The organism is Brevundimonas sp. (genome assembly GCF_041648615.1).
Lineage (GTDB): Bacteria > Pseudomonadota > Alphaproteobacteria > Caulobacterales > Caulobacteraceae > Brevundimonas.
The window spans coordinates 34,297-50,826 of sequence record NZ_JBAZOS010000020.1 but is presented as its reverse complement, the minus strand read 5'-3'; the positions used below and the strand labels follow the sequence as shown (position 1 = coordinate 50,826).

Here is a 16,530-nt window from a genome sequence, read left to right as displayed (position 1 = left end):
TCGCCATTTAGGCCCTTTCGAAACTAAGCCCGGGCGGGCAGGAGCGGCCAGGCTCCTGGGCTCCTCCGTTTCAACCCGGAGGACAGTCCCTTCGCACGCCGAAGGGGGGAGCAACCCGTCCTCAAGCGCGGTCCGGTTCCGCCGCGCGCCGCCCGAGGGCGAGGCGCGACGTCCCGCAACGATCACACCCGCCGCACGTGATTGGCCCTGGCGCCAGACGCCCTCCCCCCGCGACGGGATGAGGGAATGATAAGGCCGTGGGGAACGGCGCCAGGAATATAGTTTGGGAAAAGCGGAAGCCGTTGATGCGGCGGGATATTGTCTCGCCAACCCGACTATAGATTCGCGGAGTAGCGTCCGTAGTCGTCTCCTCCCCATCGCAGATGGGGAGGTGGATCGGCGGCGAAGCCGACGAGACGGAGGGGGCGACGCCGGCGGGGCCGGTGGATCGCTCAAAATCCGCCAGCGAGTCGCCCCCTCCACCACCCGCGCGAAGAGCGCGGGCGGTCCCCCTCCCCACGAGGTGGGGAGGAGACGGCGGGCGCTGGTGTTATGTGATCCGCTTGGCCGACACCGGGTCGCTGGCGGGGAAGGTCTCTTCCAGGCCTTCGTCCAGCAGGGCTTCCTGGCGGTCTTCGGCGTCGCGTTCCTCTTCGCAGAGCTGGTCCGGCTTGCCGTGCTCCCGTTCCGCCTTGCGCGCATGGGGCGCGTCGTCGGCAGGGGACTGCTGATGATCGGGTTTGTGCGTCTGAGTGGTCATGGCCGCCCTCCTTGTTTCGCGGGGTGATCTTCGTCGCCGTCGGGGCCGTAGCCCAGGTCGGCGATATCGTCGTCGGAGAGGCTCTTCGCCTCCCAGTGGGCGGCGCTGGCCTGGGCGCCGCGGACGTTGCGCATCAGGCCGGTGTAGACCAGTTCGACCTCGTCCGGGCCCCGTTCTCCGGCGCTCTCGGCGTCGATCTCGGTCAGGCGTTCGCCGTCCACGCCCAGCAAGGCGTCGGCCTCGGCCTCGATGCCCGAGGCGCCCTGGATCTCGTCCAGATCGTCCTCGACGTCCTCGTCGAACTCTTCCTCGTCGGCGTCGCCGTCGACCTGGGTGACGTCCAGCACGGGATCGGCCTCGTCCAGCAGGATGTCGCCGTCGCCCTCGTCGTCGATATGGGTTTCGTCAAAGACTTCCGACTGTTCCTGATCGTCCGAATAGTCGTCGAGTTCGGGCATGAGGTCGCTCCCTGTTCGGGAGATCAACGCCCCGCCGCTATCCGGCGTTCCCGACCTTGACCGCCTCGTCGAGCGCGGCACGGACGCGGTCGATCACGCCTTCCCAGGCGTCGAATCCGTCGCGCCGGAAAAAGCGCAGGTGCGGATAGAAGGGATACTTCTGGGTCGCCAGATAGTGCCAGTCGTCGGGCGCCGTGATCATCCAGGCCGCGCCGCCGACGGCCGCCGCCAGATTGGTCCCGGCGATGCCCGGCCCGATCACCAGATCCAGGGCGACGGACAGGGCCGCCACGTCCTCGAGATCGTCCTTGAGATTGATCGGCGGGGTCCAGATCGACACGCCCGCCGCCTCGGCCGCGGCCAGGTCGTCGGCGACGTCGCCGCATTGCAGGTTGACCATCACGGCGCCCGGCGTCTCCAGCACGGGCCGCCAGCGTTCGAAGCTGGAGAAGTAGCGGGCCCGCGAACCGGTCAGGACCAGGCTCTTCCAGTGCAGGCCGACCTTCAGCCCCGGGCCCAGCTTTTCCAGCTCGGCGCGCCAATGGGCCACCTTGTCCGCGTCCGCCTTCAGATAGCCGCGGCGGTCCGGGAACCGGTCGACGGACGGGCGGTAGGCGGCCAGCAGGGAAGCCATCGGAATCCAGGCGTCGACGCCGTCCTCCATCTCCTCCACGAAGGGGACATAGCGGGTGATGCGGCCTTCCAGCTTGACCGCCCGGTGGGCGCCGAAGACGGCTTGCGGATACGCCCTCTGGAACAGGCCGATGAGGCGCGGCTCGACCGCCACCAGGACCTTGCCGTCCGGACCGACCGCCTCGATGGCGTCGCCGATGCAGGTTCCGAACACCATTTCGTCGGCGATGCCCTGTTCGCCCACGATCAGGAGCCGCTTGCCGCGGATGTCTTCGGTCTTGGGGTCCCAGCGCGGGGCCTCGACAGCCACCCGCATGGCCTCGGGAAGATGCGGGTCCAGCCGCACCTCATAGGCCTCGAACCCCTCGGGAATGCGGCCCAGGGTCATCAGCAGCATGGCCCGCGCCATGGTCATCATGGCCCGTTCATAGGGGCTTTCGGCGCCGGGCAGGGCGGCGTCCAGATCCTCCAGCGCGCCGGCCGCATCGCCCAGCGGCTGGCGCGCATTGGCCCGGTTGTAGCGCGCCTTGGCGAAGGCCGGGTCGTGCCGCAGCGCCTCCTCGAAGAAGGTCAGGGCGGTGGCCATGTCGCCCTGATCGCTCAGCACCGTGCCGAGGGTGTTCCACAGCACCGGCGATTCGGGCTCGACCCCCAGAAGGGCGCGCAGCGTCTCGACCGCGTCGCCGTAGCGTTTCTGGTCGCGCTGCACGCAGGCCAGGTTGTTGGTCGCCTCGACATGCCCGGGTTCGGCCGCCAGATATTTGACCAGCAGCTTTTCGGCGATGTCGAGATAACCCATCTGCTGCGCCAGCCGGCCCAGGTCGTGGGCCACGTCGGTCTCGTTGGGCAGCAGTTTCAGGGCGGCCTCATAGGCCAGCAGGGCCTGGCCGAAATCGCCCGACTTCTCGCGGCAGATGGCCAGGACGTGCCAGGCCAGGCCGCTGGTCTCGTCGATCTGCAGCGCGTCGAGCGCCCGTCTGGCGCCGAGGGCGAAGTCGCCGGCGCGAATCGCCATCAGGGCGGCCTTCAGCTTCTCGAGGCCCTTGCGCTGGGCCTTGACCGCCAGCTTCGGATTGGCCAGCTGCCGCGACAATTTGCGGATGGCTTCGGGCGAGGCGGAGTCTCCGACCATTCCCTGGGCGGCCAGCTGGGGCGCGTGGACGAGCTCTGGAGCCAGATCGGCTGCGGACATGGATCGATCCTGAAGTGTCCCGGAAGGATCGCCGCCGGGGTCACAAGACATGGTTAACCACGACTGTTTAGCGTGCGTTTGTTCCCGGCTTCCTAACGTCGCCGCGAGCCTGTCAGGAGATGCTCCCGCAAATGCCGCTCAAGCTGTCGCTCAAACCCGGCGAGAAATTCGTGCTCAACGGCGCGGTGGTCCAGAACGGCGACCGTCGCGGCGTGCTGATCCTTCAGAACAAGGCTTCGGTGCTGCGCGAGAAGGACATTCTCCAGCTCGAGGACGTCAACAGCCCGGCGACCCGCGTCTATTTCCCGGTCATGATGATGTACCTGGACGAGGCCCAGGCGCCGAAGGTCTATGACGAGTTCGCCTTGCGTCTGACGGAGTTCATGAGTGCGACGCGCAATCCGCAGGTGCTGGCGGACTGCGTGGCGGCGTCACGGCATGTGATGGCGCGCGAATACTACAAGGCCCTGATGGCGGCGCGAAAACTGGTGGATTACGAGGAAGGGCTGGCGAATGTCGCTGCAGGCGTACAAGACCGCGGCCACGCGGGCTGAAAACCCGCGTGAAACGGAATATCGGCTGTTCGGGCAGGTGACCCGGGCGCTGATGCAGGCCTCGACGGTGGACGCGACCGATGTCGCCACCCGGATCGACGCCCTGGACTGGAACCGCCGGCTGTGGTCGGCGCTGGCGACCGACTGCGCCAATCCGGACAATGCGATGGACAAGAGCCTGCGGGCCCAGATCATCTCGATCAGCCTTTTCGTCAGCCGCCATTCCTCGGCGATCATGCGCGGCGAGGACGATTTCGACGCCCTGATCGACATCAACAAGATGGTCATGCAGGGGCTCGCCGGTCCCGGAGCGGCCCAGGCCGCCTGAGCCGGCCCGGGTAGGCAAGACGCGCCGCGCCGGACCGGTCAGACCTGCCGGGTCGCGGCGCGGCGCGCTCCTAAAACATTGAAAAGATTGACGCAAGCATCGGCCCGGAAACCGGCCCGATGCTTGCGTGGGCGTGCGCGAACCAGAATTGGTTCGACGGCCAGAAGGCCGTTCTTCACCTCCAGAATGGAAGGACAGCCGATGGTTATGTCGGTCAACACGAACACGGGCGCGCAAGTCGCGCTCCAGAACCTGAACGCGACCAACGCCTCGCTGGCGACGGTGCAGAACCGGATCAACACCGGCAAGTCTGTCTCCAGCGCCAAGGACAACGGAGCCATCTGGGCCATCGCCCAGGGGCAACGCGCCGACATCGGGGCGCTGAGCGCGGTCAAACAGTCGCTCGATCGTGGCATCGCCGCGGTCGATGTGGCCCTGGCGGCGGGCGAGACGGTCTCCGACCTCTTGCTCCAACTGAAGGAGAAGGCACTCGCTGCGACGGATGCGTCACTCAAGACGTCGGCGCGCGCGGCTCTGAACGAGGATTTCAAGGCCCTTCGCGACCAGATCGCCACGGTCACCGGCAATGCCGAATTCAACGGGGTCAACCTGCTGAAGACGGGAGCGACGGGGTTCCAGGCCCTGGCGAACGTGACGGGCACGTCCAGCCTGACGGTTGGCGCGGAAGTCCTGGCTCTGGGCGGCGCGAATGTGACGATCGCGACCACGCAGTCGATCGACACCCTGACCAAGGCGACGGCTTCGCTTACGGCCGTCACCACCTCCATCGACAAGGTCTCGGCCTCGCTCGCGCGGCTGGGCACCAAGTCGAAGGCGCTCTCGACCCACCTGACGTTCGTCGCCAAGTTGTCGGACGCGCTGGAGGCGGGAGTGGGCAATCTGGTCGACGCCGATCTGGCGAAGGAAAGCGCCAAGCTCCAGGCCCTGCAGACGAAGCAGCAGCTGGGGGTTCAGGCCCTGGGCATCGCCAATCAGACGCCGCAACTGGTGCTGTCGCTGTTCCAGAACTGACAGCTTCAGGTTCGAACAAACGCCGGAGGGGGAGACCTCTCCGGCGTTTCGTCGTTCAGAACAGGCCGGTGAGCCAGGTCCAGAACTGCGGCAGCAGGCTGTTGGCCCATTCCCAGACCGGCAGGAGATAGGGCGAGACCCAGGTCCAGGCCAGCCAGACGACCAGGCCGGCCGTGCAGATCAGACCGACGGCGGTCCAGGCGAGGAGGATGGCCAGACCGTCGCGCTGCAGCAGGCCGAAGCCGAAGGCGGAGATGATCAGGGCCGGGATCAGGTTGCCGCCCCACAGCGGCAGGATCAGGATGCAGGCCAGAAGGAAGGTGGCGACGCCGATCAGAACCTCGGACAGCTCGCTGGTCATGATCGACAGGCGGGGCCGCGACAGCCGCTCCATCATTCTCAGCCGCGGAAGCACCCGCGCCACACCCTGCCGATAGGCCTGGCGCTCGATCGCGCGGCGCAGGGCCCAGCGCGGCAGCCACAGCTGGTCCTGGCGGATGGCCAGTTGCAGGCCCATCAACAGCAGCGGCGCGCCCAGCACGGTCGTCGTGCCCGGGATGATTCCGATGGCCACGCTCAACAGACCGAAGAACAGCATCAGGGCGCCGAAGCCGCGCTCGCCGAAGGCGTTGACCAGTTCGCCGAGGTAGAGCTTGGGATCGTCCTTGAGGCCGATGTCGTGGATCACCTGCGAGAAGGGCCGGGTGTCGCTCTGATAATCATAGTCGGGCATCGGGCGGCGTCCGGGGGGAGAGAGTCCGATCTAGGCGCGACTGTACGCGGACGCCACTTAACAAACGTCAATCCGGGGCCGGGGGCTCAGGGCTTCACGTGCCCGGGCTTGCCCTTGCGGGTGGTGTGGGCGAATTCCTCGAGCTGCTTTTCGGTCATCGACTCGACCATCTGCTTCGAGGCGCCCTTCAGTTCGGATTCGGGCGTGTCGCCGCGTTTGGCCGACAGGGCGGCTCCGGCGGCTTTCTGCTGGGCGGCGGATCTGGCGGGCATGGGGCGGCTCCTTTCGTGGAGGAGCAATCCCGAAGCGTCCGACGGGTTCCTCAGCTTCCCAGCAACTCCCGCCCGATCAGGAAGCGCCGGATCTCGTTCGTCCCCGCGCCGATGTCGTACAGCTTGGCGTCACGGACCAGCCGTTCGACGGGCCATTCCTTCGTATAGCCGGCGCCGCCCAGGGCCTGGACGGCCTCGAGGCTGACCTTCACCGCGTTCTCGCTGGCCAGCAGGATGGCCCCGGCGGCGTCGTAGCGCGTGGTCTTGCCGGCGTCGCAGGCGCGGGCCACGGCGTAGACATAGGTCCGGGCCGAGTTCAGGGCGACGTACATGTCGGCGACCTTGGCCTGCATCAGCTGGAAGCTGCCGATGGCCTTGCCGAACTGTTTGCGCTCGCGGACGTAGGGCAGGACCACGTCCATCGCCGCCTGCATGATGCCCAGCGGACCGCCTGACAGCACCGCCCGCTCATAGTCGAGGCCGCTCATCAGCACCCCGGCGCCGCCGCCGACCGGGCCCATGACATTCTCTTCCGGGACCTCGCAGTCCTCGAACACCAGTTCGGCGGTGTCCGAGCCGCGCATGCCCATCTTGTCCAGCTTCTTCGAGACGCTGAAGCCCTTCATGCCCTTTTCGATCAGGAAGGCGGTGACGCCGCCGCTGCCTTCGCCGGTGCGGGCGTAGACCACCAGGGTCTCGGCGTGCGGGGCGTTGGTGATCCAGAATTTCGTGCCGTTCAGGACGTAGCGGTCGCCGTCCTTGCGGGCCTGGGTGCGCATCGACATGACGTCCGAGCCCGAGCCGGCCTCGGACATGGCCAGGGAGCCGACGTGTTCGCCCGAGATCAGCTTCGGCAGATATTTCCGCTTCTGCTCGTCGGTGCCCCAGCGGCGGATCTGGTTGACGCAGAGGTTGGAGTGGGCCCCGTAGGCCAGGCCGATGGAGGCCGAGGCGCGCGACACCTCCTCCATGGCCACGACGTGTTCGAGGTAGCCGAGGCCGAGGCCGCCGTACTCTTCCTCGACGGTGATTCCATGCAGGCCCAGTTCGCCCATCTCGGGCCACAGCTCGCGTTTGAAGGCGTTGGTCTCGTCGATCTCGGCCGCCAGCGGGGCGAGGCGGTCGGTCGCCCAGCGGGCGGTGGTCTCACGGATCATGTCGGCGTTGTCGCCGAGGCCGAAATCCATCGATTGGGGGGCGTTGGGAATGCTCATGTCGGCGGGGGTAGCACCGCGCGCCGCCGCCGCAAAGTCGCTCAAACCCTCTCCCGGGGGAGAAGAAGCGTCAGTCCGGCTTGCCCCAGCGGACGTAGAGGTTCCACGAGGACACGCCGACGCAGATCACGCCGATCAGGGCCAGGGCCCAGGCGATGACGCTGGTCTCGCCCATGGGCGAGGGCTGTTCGACCGCCAGGCGGAAGGCCGCCGCCGAGGCCCCGCAGGCGGCCAGACCGACGCCGCCCATGATCAGGAAGGCGCCGGTTTCGCTCCAGTCGAACCGCCGCGGCGGGGTCGGCTCGACCTCGTGGCGCAGGACCGACAGCGTCGGCTCGTCCTCGAAAAGCACGGTCTCCTCGACGGCGGCCGGCGCGGCGCGGGCTTCCTCGGGCCAGGCCGGACGGTCGGCCCGAACCATGTCGGCCTGAACCATGTCGGCCTCGGTCAGGGGCGTGAGAACCAGCGGCTGGTCCATCGGCGGGAAGGGCGAGATCGCGGGCGCCGGCGAAACCAGCGGAATGACGGGCGTCAGGTCAGGCGCCCCCGTCGGGCTCGGGACCGGAGCCTCCGGCTCCGCCTCGACCGGAACCGTCTCCGGTTGAGCGGGCTCGACAGCCGCGGGTTCCGGCTCCACCGCGGGTGCGGGCGCCGCAGGCTCGAAACCGGGCAGGGGACCGATGATGGCGGCGGCGTAGGGCGAATAGCGGTTGAGATGGGCGGCGTGGACGGCCGGCGCCGGTGGCGCGGGAGCGGCCGGAGCCGGCGCCGCCTCAGGCGACAGGTCCGGCCCGGCGGCGAGGAGGGGCGTGGCCTCGGGCCCGGGCGCTTCATCCGGCAGGGCGGCGACGGCGTGGGCGTCGGTCGCCTCGGCCTGCGCCTGCGCCGGCTCAGTCGACGGGGACGGCAGGGGGGCGGCCAACAGGTCGGCCAGGGTGACGGCGGACGCCGGATCGGCGACGAACAGGGCGCGTTCGGCGGCGCGGCGGCGCAGGCGGGACTCGGGCGACGCGGCCTCCGGCCAGCCGATCAGGGCCTCGGCGGCGCGGTCCGCCTGCCCCTCGTTGAGACGCTGCAGGACGTCGGAGGCCAGGAAGCGCTCGACTCCCACGGAGATGGCGAAACTGGCCAGGGCGTCGAACTGGTGCTGGTTCAGCGTGGCCGGGGCCCGTTCGTTCAGGGCCCGCACCACTGGCAGGAGGTCGTATTGCAGCAGCAGTTCGGCGTCCTGCTCGCCCACGCCCAGACCCTCGCGGGCCGAGGCGGTGTGGCCATAGCCGATGACCCAGCGCCCGTCCTCGCCGCGCACGGCGTGCGGACGGAAGCCCTCGAAGCTCTTGATGAGGACGACCCCCTCGCGGGAGACCTTCAGACGTGGCGTGGTCGGACTGGACACGGATTGACCCAAATCGAGACGGGCTTGCTCGCCCGTTGAGGGAACGAGCAAGGGCCGGGCCGTGATCAGATCAACACAAGCGTGGCGAGACCAAGGAAGATCAGGAATCCGAAGAAGTCCGTCGTCGCCGTCACGAACACGGCCGAGGACACGGCCGGGTCGAACTTCAGTTTCGACAGGGTCAGGGGCGTCAGAACCCCCACCGTGGCCGCGACCACGAGATTCAGCACCATCGACACGGCGATCACCGCCCCGATGCGCCAGTCACCCGACCACAGGGCGGCGGCGCTGCCGATCAGCGGCGCCAGAACCAGGCCGTTGGCCAGGCCGACCGCCAGCTCGCGGCGGAAGGTTCGCGGGGCGTTGGAGCTGTTCAGCTCGCGCGTCGCCAGGGCGCGCACGGTCACGGTCAGGGCCTGGGTGCCGGCGTTGCCGCCGATGGCGGAGACGATGGGCATCAGCACCGCCAGGGCCACGATCTGCTCGATAGTCGCGCCGAAGAAGGCGATGACGCTGGCCCCGAGCATGGCGGTGGCCAGGTTGATGGCCAGCCACGGCACGCGGCCGCGCACGATCTCGGACACTGACGAGCCCCGGTCCTCGTCGGACACGCCGGCCAGGCGGAGGATGTCCTCGCGGTTCTCCTCCTGGATGATGTTGACGATGTCATCGACGGTGATCTGACCCACCAGCCGGCCCTCGGCGTCGATGACGGGGGCCGAGATCAGGTGGTATTTCTCGAAGATGTAGGCGACCTCTTCCTGGTCCTGGTCGACCGCGATCTCGTTGATCGGCTCCATGATGTCGGTCAGGGCGATCGACCGCGACGCGCGCAGCAGGCCGCTGACCGGCAGGCCGCCGACCGGCCTGTTGGACGGATCGACGATATAGATGTCGAAGAACAGCTCGGGCAGATCCTCGCCCTGCTTGCGGATGTGGTCGATGGTGTCGCCGACGTTCCAGAACGAGGGCGCGGCCATGACCTCGCGCTGCATCAGGCGGCCGGCGGAATCCTCGGCGTAGCGCAGCGAGCTCTCGATCGCGGCGCGGTCGACCTCGGGCATGGCCGCCAGCACGCGTTCGCGCTGGTCGTCCTCGAGATCCTCGACCACGGCGGCGGCGTCGTCGGAATCCAGCTCCTGCAGCGCCTCGGCCAGGATCAGGTGCGGGACGCGTTCCAGCACCTCCTCGCGGATGTTGTCGTCCAGCTCGGGCAGGGTTTCCGCCAGCAGGTCCGCCGGCAGCCACAGCACGACGACGGCGCGGTGCTCGGCGGTCAGGAAGCCCATCAGATCGGCCACGTCGGCCGGGTGCAGGTCTTCCAGCAGGGAGCGGAGCTTGAGGCCGTCGCCGGCGTCGGAGGCGTCGACGACCTTTTCGACGAAGGACGCCGTCAGGACGTAGTCGTCATCCAGGGCGTCGTGATCGATGTCGGCGTGGGAGGCAGGCGGCAGGGGGGCTTTTGCGGTGGTAGTCACGCTTGGCCTCCCTGCCATGTATCAGCGATAAGTCGTTGATTTGCCTTACAAAAAACGATGGTGCGGTCGAGAAGACTCGAACTTCCACTCCGGTTAGGGAACAGCGACCTCAACGCTGCGCGTCTACCAATTCCGCCACGACCGCTCGCATCGGAGGGGGGCTGATAGCGGAGAGATGCGGGGAAGGGAAGGGGGCTGATGAGGGATTAGGCAGTAGGCGACAGGCAGTAGGAAAGCAGCGCTCTTCAGCGTCCCGGATGGTTCTGCAGTTTAGAGATCAGGCGGTTGAGCATGCGACCGAGTTCGTCAGCCGCGCCAAGCAGTGCATCGGTCGAAGCGGAGGGCGTCACGCCGATCCTTTCCGCGAGGATCAGGTGGGTTTCGAGTTCCTTCAGGGAGCCTTGGGCGATCCGCAGGAAGTTCAGGTAGGCCGGTTTCGTGGAACGGCCGTATCCTTCGGCGATATTGGCCGCGATGGAGGAAGCCGCCCTGCGGGTTTGCGATGTCAGGCCGAACAGCTCATCACGAGGGTAGTTTCGGCTAAGCGCATAGGCACCCACTGCGAGGTCCATCGCCCGTTGCCAGACGAGCAAGTCACGATAGCTGCGCACTTCGGACACTCGTCCCTCCGTTCACACCCCCTAATGCCTACTGCCTACTGCCTGATCCCTAGGCCGCGCCGGCCATGAAATCGTAGACGTCGGCCGCGCGGGTCACGGTGATGGCGATGCGGTCCTCGCGGATCTCGATCTCGCCGCGCGCGACCGGGTGGTTGTTCGCCAGGATCCAGACCTCGTCCGATTCCGAGGCGTCGAGCGGGATGACGGCGCCGCGGCCCATGCGGAGCAACTGGCTCATGGGCAGCACGGAGCGCCCCAGAACGACCGAGATCTCGACTTCGACGGCTTCGATCTGGCTCATGGGGGACTCGGCTACTGACTCTGACTGGGCGATCTGGACTTGCATGGCGCTCCCGGGCCCCACATTGGGAGCATCATGCTTTCCCAAGCCTTAAGCTCAGCCGTCCCGAAACTGGTCCGCGCCGACGGCCGGGCGGTCGAATGGGCGGTGTCGGACGGGCGGGTCGGCTATGAGGCCGCGGTGGCGGCCATGGAGGCCCGGGCGGCGGCCATAGCCGCGGGCGAGGCGGCCGAACTGGTCTGGCTGCTGGAGCATCCGCCGCTGTACACGGCCGGGGTGTCGTCCAGGGATGGCGACCTGCTGGATGCGACGCGGTTTCCGGTGCACCGGACGGGGCGGGGCGGGCAGTTCACCTATCACGGGCCCGGCCAGCGGGTGGCCTATGTGATGCTGGACCTGACCGCGCGCGGCAGGGACGTGCGGGCCCTGGTGCGCGGGCTGGAGCAGTGGATCATCGGCGCCCTGGGCGCGTTCGGCGTGCCCGCCGACGTGCGCGAGGGCCGCGTCGGGGTCTGGGTCGAGCGCAAGGGGCTGACAAGTGAAGGCCTGGGCTGGTCGCGCGAGGACAAGATCGCCGCCATCGGCGTCAAGGTGCGCAAATGGGTCAGCTTCCACGGCGTCAGCCTGAACGTGGAGCCCGACCTGGGCCATTTCGCCGGCATCGTGCCGTGCGGAATCGCGGAGCATGGGGTGACCAGCCTCGTCGACCTGGGCGTGCCGGCGACCATGGACGAGGCCGACGCGGCGCTGAAGACCAGTTTCGGACGGGTGTTCGGCGCGACGACGGCGGGCGTTGCGCCGGTTCAGGGCGGCGGCTAGTCCTCGGCCAGCACGATGACCCGGTCCTCGGGCTCGTAGGACAGGCGTTCCGACTTGGGCGGATTGACCACCACCCCGCCCATGTTGCGGCTGTCGTCGGCGTCGTCCGGGCGGCGGCGGCGGTAGCCGATGGCGGTCTCGCCGCGGCGGCGGGCGGCCTCGACGATGGTGTAGAAGCTGACCGGCAGGTCCAGATCGACGTAGTCGCCGACGGGGCGCATGTAGATTTCCGAGCCGTCCTCATCCAGCAGGTCGTCGAAGATGGCGGACAGGTATTCGTTCTCGGACGCCTGGGCCAGCATCAGGCTGACCAGCCGGTTGGACACCACGAAGTCGTCGGCGCGGGTGACCTCGGCCAGTTCGCGGTTGCGGATGTCGATCATCTCCGAGACCACGCTGATGTGCTCGCCCAGCCGCTCGGACAGTTTTCGCAGGTGCAGCAGGGTGATCAGCGTCCGGGTGTCGGCGGACTGGGCCTCCATGTGGTCGGAATAGCCCAGCACCATGATGCTGTCGTAGGTCAGGGGCTCCAGCGCCTCCAGGGAGGCGGCGTGGCTGGTGTCGATGATCCGGACCCCGACCTTCATGTTCTTCGAGCCGAGCGGCATGGCGCGGATCTCGTCGGCCAGGCCGGGGACGTCGCCGGCCACGGTCAGGACCGAGCCCGGCTTGACGTAGCGCGACAGCTCATGGGCGATCATGGGGCCGCGCCGGTTCCAGCCGATGACCAGCACCCGTTCGGCCGAGCGGCGGACCGCCGCCGGCTTGCGGACGGCGGCGGCGTCGACGGCGTCGTCGGGCATGGGACTGAGCCGGATGGCGGCGTCGTCCTCGGCGATGATGACAGCGCGGCTGCCGGCGGTGATGACCTCGTCCATCGGCGGATTCATCCGCACCCGGCCGTCGGGATAGCTGAGGCCGATCAGGGCCGAGTCCTCATAGCCCATGACCGCGTCGCCATAGGTGACGCCGACCAGCTCCTCCAGTTCGGTGGTGTAGATTTCGCAGCCGTCGAAATCGAGCAGTTCGGAATAGACGGCCGACAGCCCGGCCTGGCGGCTGGACTGGACCACGATGCGCGAGATCAGGTCGTCGGCCAGAACCAGCTGGACCTCGTCGCCGCCGACGATGCGGGCCACCTCGGCGTTGCGGGCGTCGCGCAGTTCGGCGGCGATGCGATAGCGTTCGTCGCGGCGCTTGGGATCGTTGGTCAGGGCCAGGACGGTCTTGATCACCTGGCTGTCGGGATCCGCCGCGCCGCCGGGCGAGACGACGATGATCGAGCGGCAGGTCTGGGCGTTGACCAGGCTGAGGTCGAACAGGTCGGTGGGGTCGCCGCTGCGGCAGATGATGCGGGTGTTGCCGAGGTCTGGGACCTTGTCGGCGATCTCGTCCTCCATCTCGACCTTGTCCCGGTCGGCCATGATGACGATGCGCGGATTCTTCCGGCTGGCGTTGGCGATGACCAGTTCGGACAGGATGTCGAAGATCGACGGCGACCAGTTCAGGATGATGGTGTGGTCGCTCTCCAGCACCCGCGACCGGCCCTTGCGCAGCCCCTCCAGCGCCGAATCGAGCCCGGCCGAGATGATCGAGATCAGGGCCGAGAACACCAGGATGCCCATCAGGGTCACGAACAGGGTGACGAAGCGGAACACCCAGCCCGAATCCCCGCCCATGGTCCCGGCGTCCATGGTCCGCATCAGCGACTGCCAGGCCGCCTCGCCGAAGTCAAAGCCTCCGTCCGGCCCGATGCGGGTCAGGGCCAGAAGCGTTGCGGCCAGGGCGATGGTCACCAGCGACACCAGCGCCAGCCAGCCGGCCAGCGCCACCGGTCCCGCCGCCATGCTCTTGTCGAAGGCGTAGCGCAGCCGTTCCCCCGTCGTGACCGCCCCGGCGTGACCCTTGGTGGTCGAGACCCTGGCCGCAGTCTTCGATGCGCCGCGTGCGGCGTTGGCGCGGATAAGCGAGCCCATGGTTTCGTTCCCCCGCGCGCCCGCAGGGCGGCGTCTTGATCTCCGCCGCCCCCCAATGACCGGCGATCGCACCGGCGGCCACAGCCGCGCCTCGGGACGAACCCCGCCTTCCTACGACGGAAGCCCTGCCCCGGATACAGCCGCGATCAGGGCGCGCCCCGGCTTTTTTGTCGCGTTTTGACGGTTGCAAGGGTCGTCTTAACCTTGGCAGGTGCAACGTCGGCGCGCGCTCGCAGACCGAACAGGATCCCCGCTTGATGCCAGTCCCGCTGTCCCGCCCGGAACAGGATGTCGACGCCCTGGCGATCAGCACCTTCTTCGACGTGTCGCTGGACCTGCTGGTCATTCGTGAGCTGGACGGACGCGTGGTTCGGGTCAGTCCCTCGTGGGAGACCACCCTGGGCTGGCGGCCCGACGAGGTGGAGGGACGCCCGCTGCTTCGGCTGGCCCATCCCGACGACATGACCGCGACCCTGGAGAGCGTGGTCGAGGTCGAGAACCGCGCTCCGGACGATCCGGTCACCGGCATGATCAACCGCTATCGCCACAAGGACGGCGGCTACCGCACCCTGGAGTGGCGGGCCCGGCGCGTCGGCGACCGCATCTATGGCGTGGCCCGCGACGTCACCGACCGGGTCCTGGCCGATCGCGAGCTGATGGAGGCCAAGGCCGCCGCCGAGGTCGCCAACCAGGCCAAGACCGACTTCCTCGCCAATATGAGCCATGAGATCCGCACGCCGCTGAACGGCGTCATCGGCCTGGTCGGCGTGCTGGCCCAGAGCGAGCTGACTCCGGCCCAGCGCGAGCTGGTGGCGCTGATCGACCAGTCGGGCGTGACCCTGGAGCGGCTGGTGTCCGACATCCTGGACGTGGCCAAGATCGAGGCCGGCCATCTGGACTTCGCCATCGGCGACATGGACCTGGAGCGCGAACTGGACGGGGTCATCGACACGGCCCGGGTCAAGGCCGAACTGAAGGGGCTGGCCTTCCACGTCACGCGCGGCCCCGGCGCCCGCGGCGACTTCCTCGGCGACGCCACCCGCATCCGCCAGGTGCTGTCCAACCTGCTGTCCAACGCCGTCAAATTCACGCCCGAAGGTCATGTCTCGGTCTCGATCGAGGTGGCCGACGACACGCCCGAGCCCGGCGTCGCCCTGCTGACCCTGACGGTGCGCGACACCGGCGTGGGCTTTGACGCCGCCGCCGGCGAGGCCCTGTTCCAGCGCTTCAGCCAGGCCGACAGCACCATCACCCGCCGCTTCGGCGGCACCGGCCTGGGCCTGTCGATCTGCCGCTCGCTGGTCGAGATCATGAGCGGCGAGATCGAGGCCGAATCCACGCCCGGCGAGGGCAGCTGTTTCACCGTCGCCATCCCCCTGTCGCGCACGCGCTCGGTCGCCGCCCATGACGCGGCCAATGACGCCGCCCGGGCCGCGGCGACAGCCCGTGACGAAGGTCGCGGCGCCCTGGCTGTCGGGTCGGCGCCGTGGATCGGCGACGCGCCCCTGCGGGTGTTGCTGGCCGAGGATCACCCGGTCAACCAGCGCGTCGTTCAGGCCATCCTGGCCGGCGACGGCATGGAGGTGATCACTGTCGGCGACGGCGCCCAGGCGGTCGCGGCCTTCGCCGCCGGCCCGTTCGACCTGATCCTGATGGACATGCAGATGCCGGTCATGGACGGCCTGACCGCGACCCGCGCCATCCGCGCCATGGAACAGGCCCAGGACCGCCCGCGCACACCCCTGATCATGCTCAGCGCCAACGCCATGGCCCACCATGTCCAGGACGCGGCCGACGCCGGCGCCGACAGCCATCTGGCCAAGCCGATCACGCCCGGGGCCCTGATGCAGGCCATGGAGATGACGCTTCCGCTCGGGGTCATGCTGGCGGCGGCGAGTTAGGGCCGAACCTCGGCTCCCCCACATCCGTGCATCCCCGCGAAGGCGGGGACCCAGGCTTTAACCTCACCACCGGTGTCGGACCGAGCGCCGGTCGCCTCAGCCCGTCTGGTTGCAGCCCAGACCGGGATCCCCGCCTTGGCGGGGATGCACGGAGGATTTTGACGGTCGGAGCCGACGACGCCGACCACGGACCTGCCAAGGTTGACGCCGCCTGACGCCGGATCCGCCGGACCCTGGCCGCTCTATCCGCCGTAGCCGCGTCCGCCGCCGCCAAAGCCGCCGCGCGAGACCACGGCGGTGCGGCTCTGGGCCCGGACCGGGGCCTTGCGCGCGACGTCGACGTCGTTGCGGTTGGCGACGGTGCGGCCCGTCCGGTAGTCGCGCGACAGATAGCCGCCGCCGTAGCCGTTGGAGTACTGGCCGTCGCGGTCGCGATACAGGGCGCCGCCGCCGCGATAGCCGCCGCCGTTCATCAGCTGGCCGATGATGAAGCCGGTCGCCAGCGGGCCGAAGAAGGACCCGCCGCCGCTGTTGTTGAGCGGCCGGCATTGTTCCGGACCCCATTGGCCCTCGCACTCTTCCCGCGTCGCATAGCGCGGCGCGCCCTCGGCGGCCTGGCGCTGGGCCTCTGCGTAGGCGGTGTCGCATTCCGCGTCGGTGACGTCGTTGGCCGCCTTGCACTCGGCCGTCGAGGTGTAGGCCAGGGCCGGGTCGGGCTCCGCTACCGGTATGGAGCGTTGCGGCGAGCCGCAGGCGGCCATGGAGAAGCTGACGGTGGCCATCAGGCTGGTGACCTGCAGCGTCCGCGAGCGCTTCATCCGGCGCAGGGTGGTGGTTTCGGGAAGGGTGTGTTCGCTCATCGG

The 16,530-nt window shown here is 68.5% G+C and carries 17 protein-coding genes and 1 tRNA gene; 5 read left to right on the top strand and 13 right to left on the bottom strand.

Annotation, left to right across the window (positions count from 1 at the left end):
- Positions 1-550 precede the first annotated feature (550 nt).
- From WC555_RS09370 to WC555_RS09360, 3 genes are read right to left on the bottom strand one after another with little or no spacing between them, the layout of a single operon-like run.
- A complete protein-coding gene (locus WC555_RS09370) occupies positions 551-760 on the bottom strand; it encodes a hypothetical protein (RefSeq protein WP_373253068.1) in 210 nt (69 codons plus the stop codon).
- On the bottom strand, positions 757-1,218 hold the full coding sequence (locus tag WC555_RS09365) for a hypothetical protein (protein WP_373253066.1): 462 nt from the start codon (positions 1,216-1,218) through the stop codon (positions 757-759). Before WC555_RS09365 ends, WC555_RS09370 begins: the two co-directional genes overlap by 4 nt.
- A gap of 37 nt (positions 1,219-1,255) precedes the next feature.
- Entirely contained in the window at positions 1,256-3,043 is a 1,788-nt protein-coding gene (locus WC555_RS09360) for a tetratricopeptide repeat protein (protein ID WP_373253065.1), read from the bottom strand.
- A gap of 131 nt (positions 3,044-3,174) precedes the next feature.
- On the opposite strand from WC555_RS09360, the gene flbT reads away from it, so the two are divergent.
- From flbT to WC555_RS09345, 3 genes are all read left to right on the top strand, one after another.
- The gene (gene flbT, locus WC555_RS09355; RefSeq protein WP_373253064.1) at positions 3,175-3,597 is read left to right on the top strand and encodes a flagellar biosynthesis repressor FlbT; all 423 of its coding nucleotides are present in this window, start codon (positions 3,175-3,177) and stop codon (positions 3,595-3,597) included.
- Positions 3,557-3,925 carry a flagellar biosynthesis regulator FlaF gene (flaF, locus tag WC555_RS09350; protein ID WP_373253063.1) on the top strand — a complete coding sequence of 123 codons (369 nt, stop codon included), beginning with the start codon at positions 3,557-3,559 and terminating at the stop codon, positions 3,923-3,925. The genes flbT and flaF overlap by 41 nt, the downstream gene beginning before the upstream one ends.
- A 201-nt stretch (positions 3,926-4,126) precedes the next feature.
- Positions 4,127-4,957: a flagellin gene (locus tag WC555_RS09345; protein WP_373253061.1), complete on the top strand. Its 831-nt coding sequence runs from the start codon at positions 4,127-4,129 to the stop codon at positions 4,955-4,957.
- A gap of 55 nt (positions 4,958-5,012) precedes the next feature.
- On the opposite strand, the gene WC555_RS09340 is transcribed toward WC555_RS09345, so the two are convergent.
- From WC555_RS09340 to WC555_RS09305, 8 genes are all read right to left on the bottom strand, one after another.
- Positions 5,013-5,690, bottom strand: coding sequence for an exopolysaccharide biosynthesis protein (locus tag WC555_RS09340; RefSeq protein ID WP_373253060.1), 678 nt, complete (start codon positions 5,688-5,690; stop codon positions 5,013-5,015).
- Positions 5,691-5,776: 86 nt separating this feature from the next.
- The gene (locus WC555_RS09335; protein ID WP_373253059.1) at positions 5,777-5,962 is read right to left on the bottom strand and encodes a DUF3008 family protein; all 186 of its coding nucleotides are present in this window, start codon (positions 5,960-5,962) and stop codon (positions 5,777-5,779) included.
- Between the two features lie 50 nt (positions 5,963-6,012).
- Positions 6,013-7,176 (bottom strand): isovaleryl-CoA dehydrogenase, encoded by a 1,164-nt coding sequence (locus tag WC555_RS09330; protein ID WP_373253070.1) that lies wholly within the window; start codon positions 7,174-7,176, stop codon positions 6,013-6,015.
- Positions 7,177-7,246: 70 nt separating this feature from the next.
- Complete coding sequence (locus tag WC555_RS09325; protein WP_373253058.1) at positions 7,247-8,572, bottom strand: lysozyme; 1,326 nt, start codon at positions 8,570-8,572, stop codon at positions 7,247-7,249.
- A gap of 65 nt (positions 8,573-8,637) precedes the next feature.
- A complete protein-coding gene (gene mgtE, locus WC555_RS09320; RefSeq protein ID WP_373253057.1) occupies positions 8,638-10,050 on the bottom strand; it encodes a magnesium transporter in 1,413 nt (470 codons plus the stop codon).
- A 58-nt stretch (positions 10,051-10,108) separates the two neighbouring features.
- Positions 10,109-10,195 (bottom strand) — tRNA-Leu (locus tag WC555_RS09315).
- 100 nt (positions 10,196-10,295) lie between these two features.
- Entirely contained in the window at positions 10,296-10,670 is a 375-nt protein-coding gene (locus WC555_RS09310) for a four helix bundle protein (RefSeq protein ID WP_373253056.1), read from the bottom strand.
- A 49-nt stretch (positions 10,671-10,719) separates the two neighbouring features.
- Positions 10,720-11,016, bottom strand: a complete 297-nt coding sequence (locus WC555_RS09305; protein ID WP_373253055.1) for a FliM/FliN family flagellar motor switch protein — start codon at positions 11,014-11,016, stop codon at positions 10,720-10,722.
- 30 nt (positions 11,017-11,046) lie between these two features.
- On the opposite strand from WC555_RS09305, the gene lipB reads away from it, so the two are divergent.
- The gene (gene lipB, locus WC555_RS09300) at positions 11,047-11,790 is read left to right on the top strand and encodes a lipoyl(octanoyl) transferase LipB (RefSeq protein ID WP_373253054.1); all 744 of its coding nucleotides are present in this window, start codon (positions 11,047-11,049) and stop codon (positions 11,788-11,790) included.
- On the opposite strand, the gene WC555_RS09295 is transcribed toward lipB, so the two are convergent.
- Complete coding sequence (locus tag WC555_RS09295) at positions 11,787-13,766, bottom strand: hypothetical protein (protein ID WP_373253052.1); 1,980 nt, start codon at positions 13,764-13,766, stop codon at positions 11,787-11,789. The genes lipB and WC555_RS09295 overlap by 4 nt on opposite strands.
- Positions 13,767-14,023: 257 nt before the next feature.
- Here WC555_RS09295 and WC555_RS09290 point away from each other — a divergent pair, with 257 nt between their 5' ends.
- Positions 14,024-15,667 carry an ATP-binding protein gene (locus tag WC555_RS09290; protein WP_373253069.1) on the top strand — a complete coding sequence of 548 codons (1,644 nt, stop codon included), beginning with the start codon at positions 14,024-14,026 and terminating at the stop codon, positions 15,665-15,667.
- 242 nt (positions 15,668-15,909) lie between these two features.
- On the opposite strand, the gene WC555_RS09285 is transcribed toward WC555_RS09290, so the two are convergent.
- Positions 15,910-16,527, bottom strand: a complete 618-nt coding sequence (locus WC555_RS09285; RefSeq protein WP_373253050.1) for a DUF1190 domain-containing protein — start codon at positions 16,525-16,527, stop codon at positions 15,910-15,912.
- Positions 16,528-16,530 lie beyond the last annotated feature (3 nt).

Excerpts from the sequence above, each read along its gene's own strand:
- WC555_RS09285 (WP_373253050.1), bottom strand. The coding sequence starts at position 16,527 with ATGAGCGAACACACCCTTCCCGAAACCACCACCCTGCGCCGGATGAAG.
- flaF (WP_373253063.1), top strand. The coding sequence starts at position 3,557 with ATGTCGCTGCAGGCGTACAAGACCGCGGCCACGCGGGCTGAAAACCCG.
- WC555_RS09370 (WP_373253068.1), bottom strand. The coding sequence starts at position 760 with ATGACCACTCAGACGCACAAACCCGATCATCAGCAGTCCCCTGCCGAC.
- WC555_RS09345 (WP_373253061.1), top strand. The coding sequence starts at position 4,127 with ATGGTTATGTCGGTCAACACGAACACGGGCGCGCAAGTCGCGCTCCAG.
- WC555_RS09365 (WP_373253066.1), bottom strand. The coding sequence starts at position 1,218 with ATGCCCGAACTCGACGACTATTCGGACGATCAGGAACAGTCGGAAGTC.
- WC555_RS09305 (WP_373253055.1), bottom strand. The coding sequence starts at position 11,016 with ATGCAAGTCCAGATCGCCCAGTCAGAGTCAGTAGCCGAGTCCCCCATG.
- lipB (WP_373253054.1), top strand. The coding sequence starts at position 11,047 with ATGCTTTCCCAAGCCTTAAGCTCAGCCGTCCCGAAACTGGTCCGCGCC.
- WC555_RS09340 (WP_373253060.1), bottom strand. The coding sequence starts at position 5,690 with ATGCCCGACTATGATTATCAGAGCGACACCCGGCCCTTCTCGCAGGTG.
- WC555_RS09360 (WP_373253065.1), bottom strand. The coding sequence starts at position 3,043 with ATGTCCGCAGCCGATCTGGCTCCAGAGCTCGTCCACGCGCCCCAGCTG.
- WC555_RS09295 (WP_373253052.1), bottom strand. The coding sequence starts at position 13,766 with ATGGGCTCGCTTATCCGCGCCAACGCCGCACGCGGCGCATCGAAGACT.
- flbT (WP_373253064.1), top strand. The coding sequence starts at position 3,175 with ATGCCGCTCAAGCTGTCGCTCAAACCCGGCGAGAAATTCGTGCTCAAC.
- WC555_RS09290 (WP_373253069.1), top strand. The coding sequence starts at position 14,024 with ATGCCAGTCCCGCTGTCCCGCCCGGAACAGGATGTCGACGCCCTGGCG.
- WC555_RS09335 (WP_373253059.1), bottom strand. The coding sequence starts at position 5,962 with ATGCCCGCCAGATCCGCCGCCCAGCAGAAAGCCGCCGGAGCCGCCCTG.
- WC555_RS09330 (WP_373253070.1), bottom strand. The coding sequence starts at position 7,176 with ATGAGCATTCCCAACGCCCCCCAATCGATGGATTTCGGCCTCGGCGAC.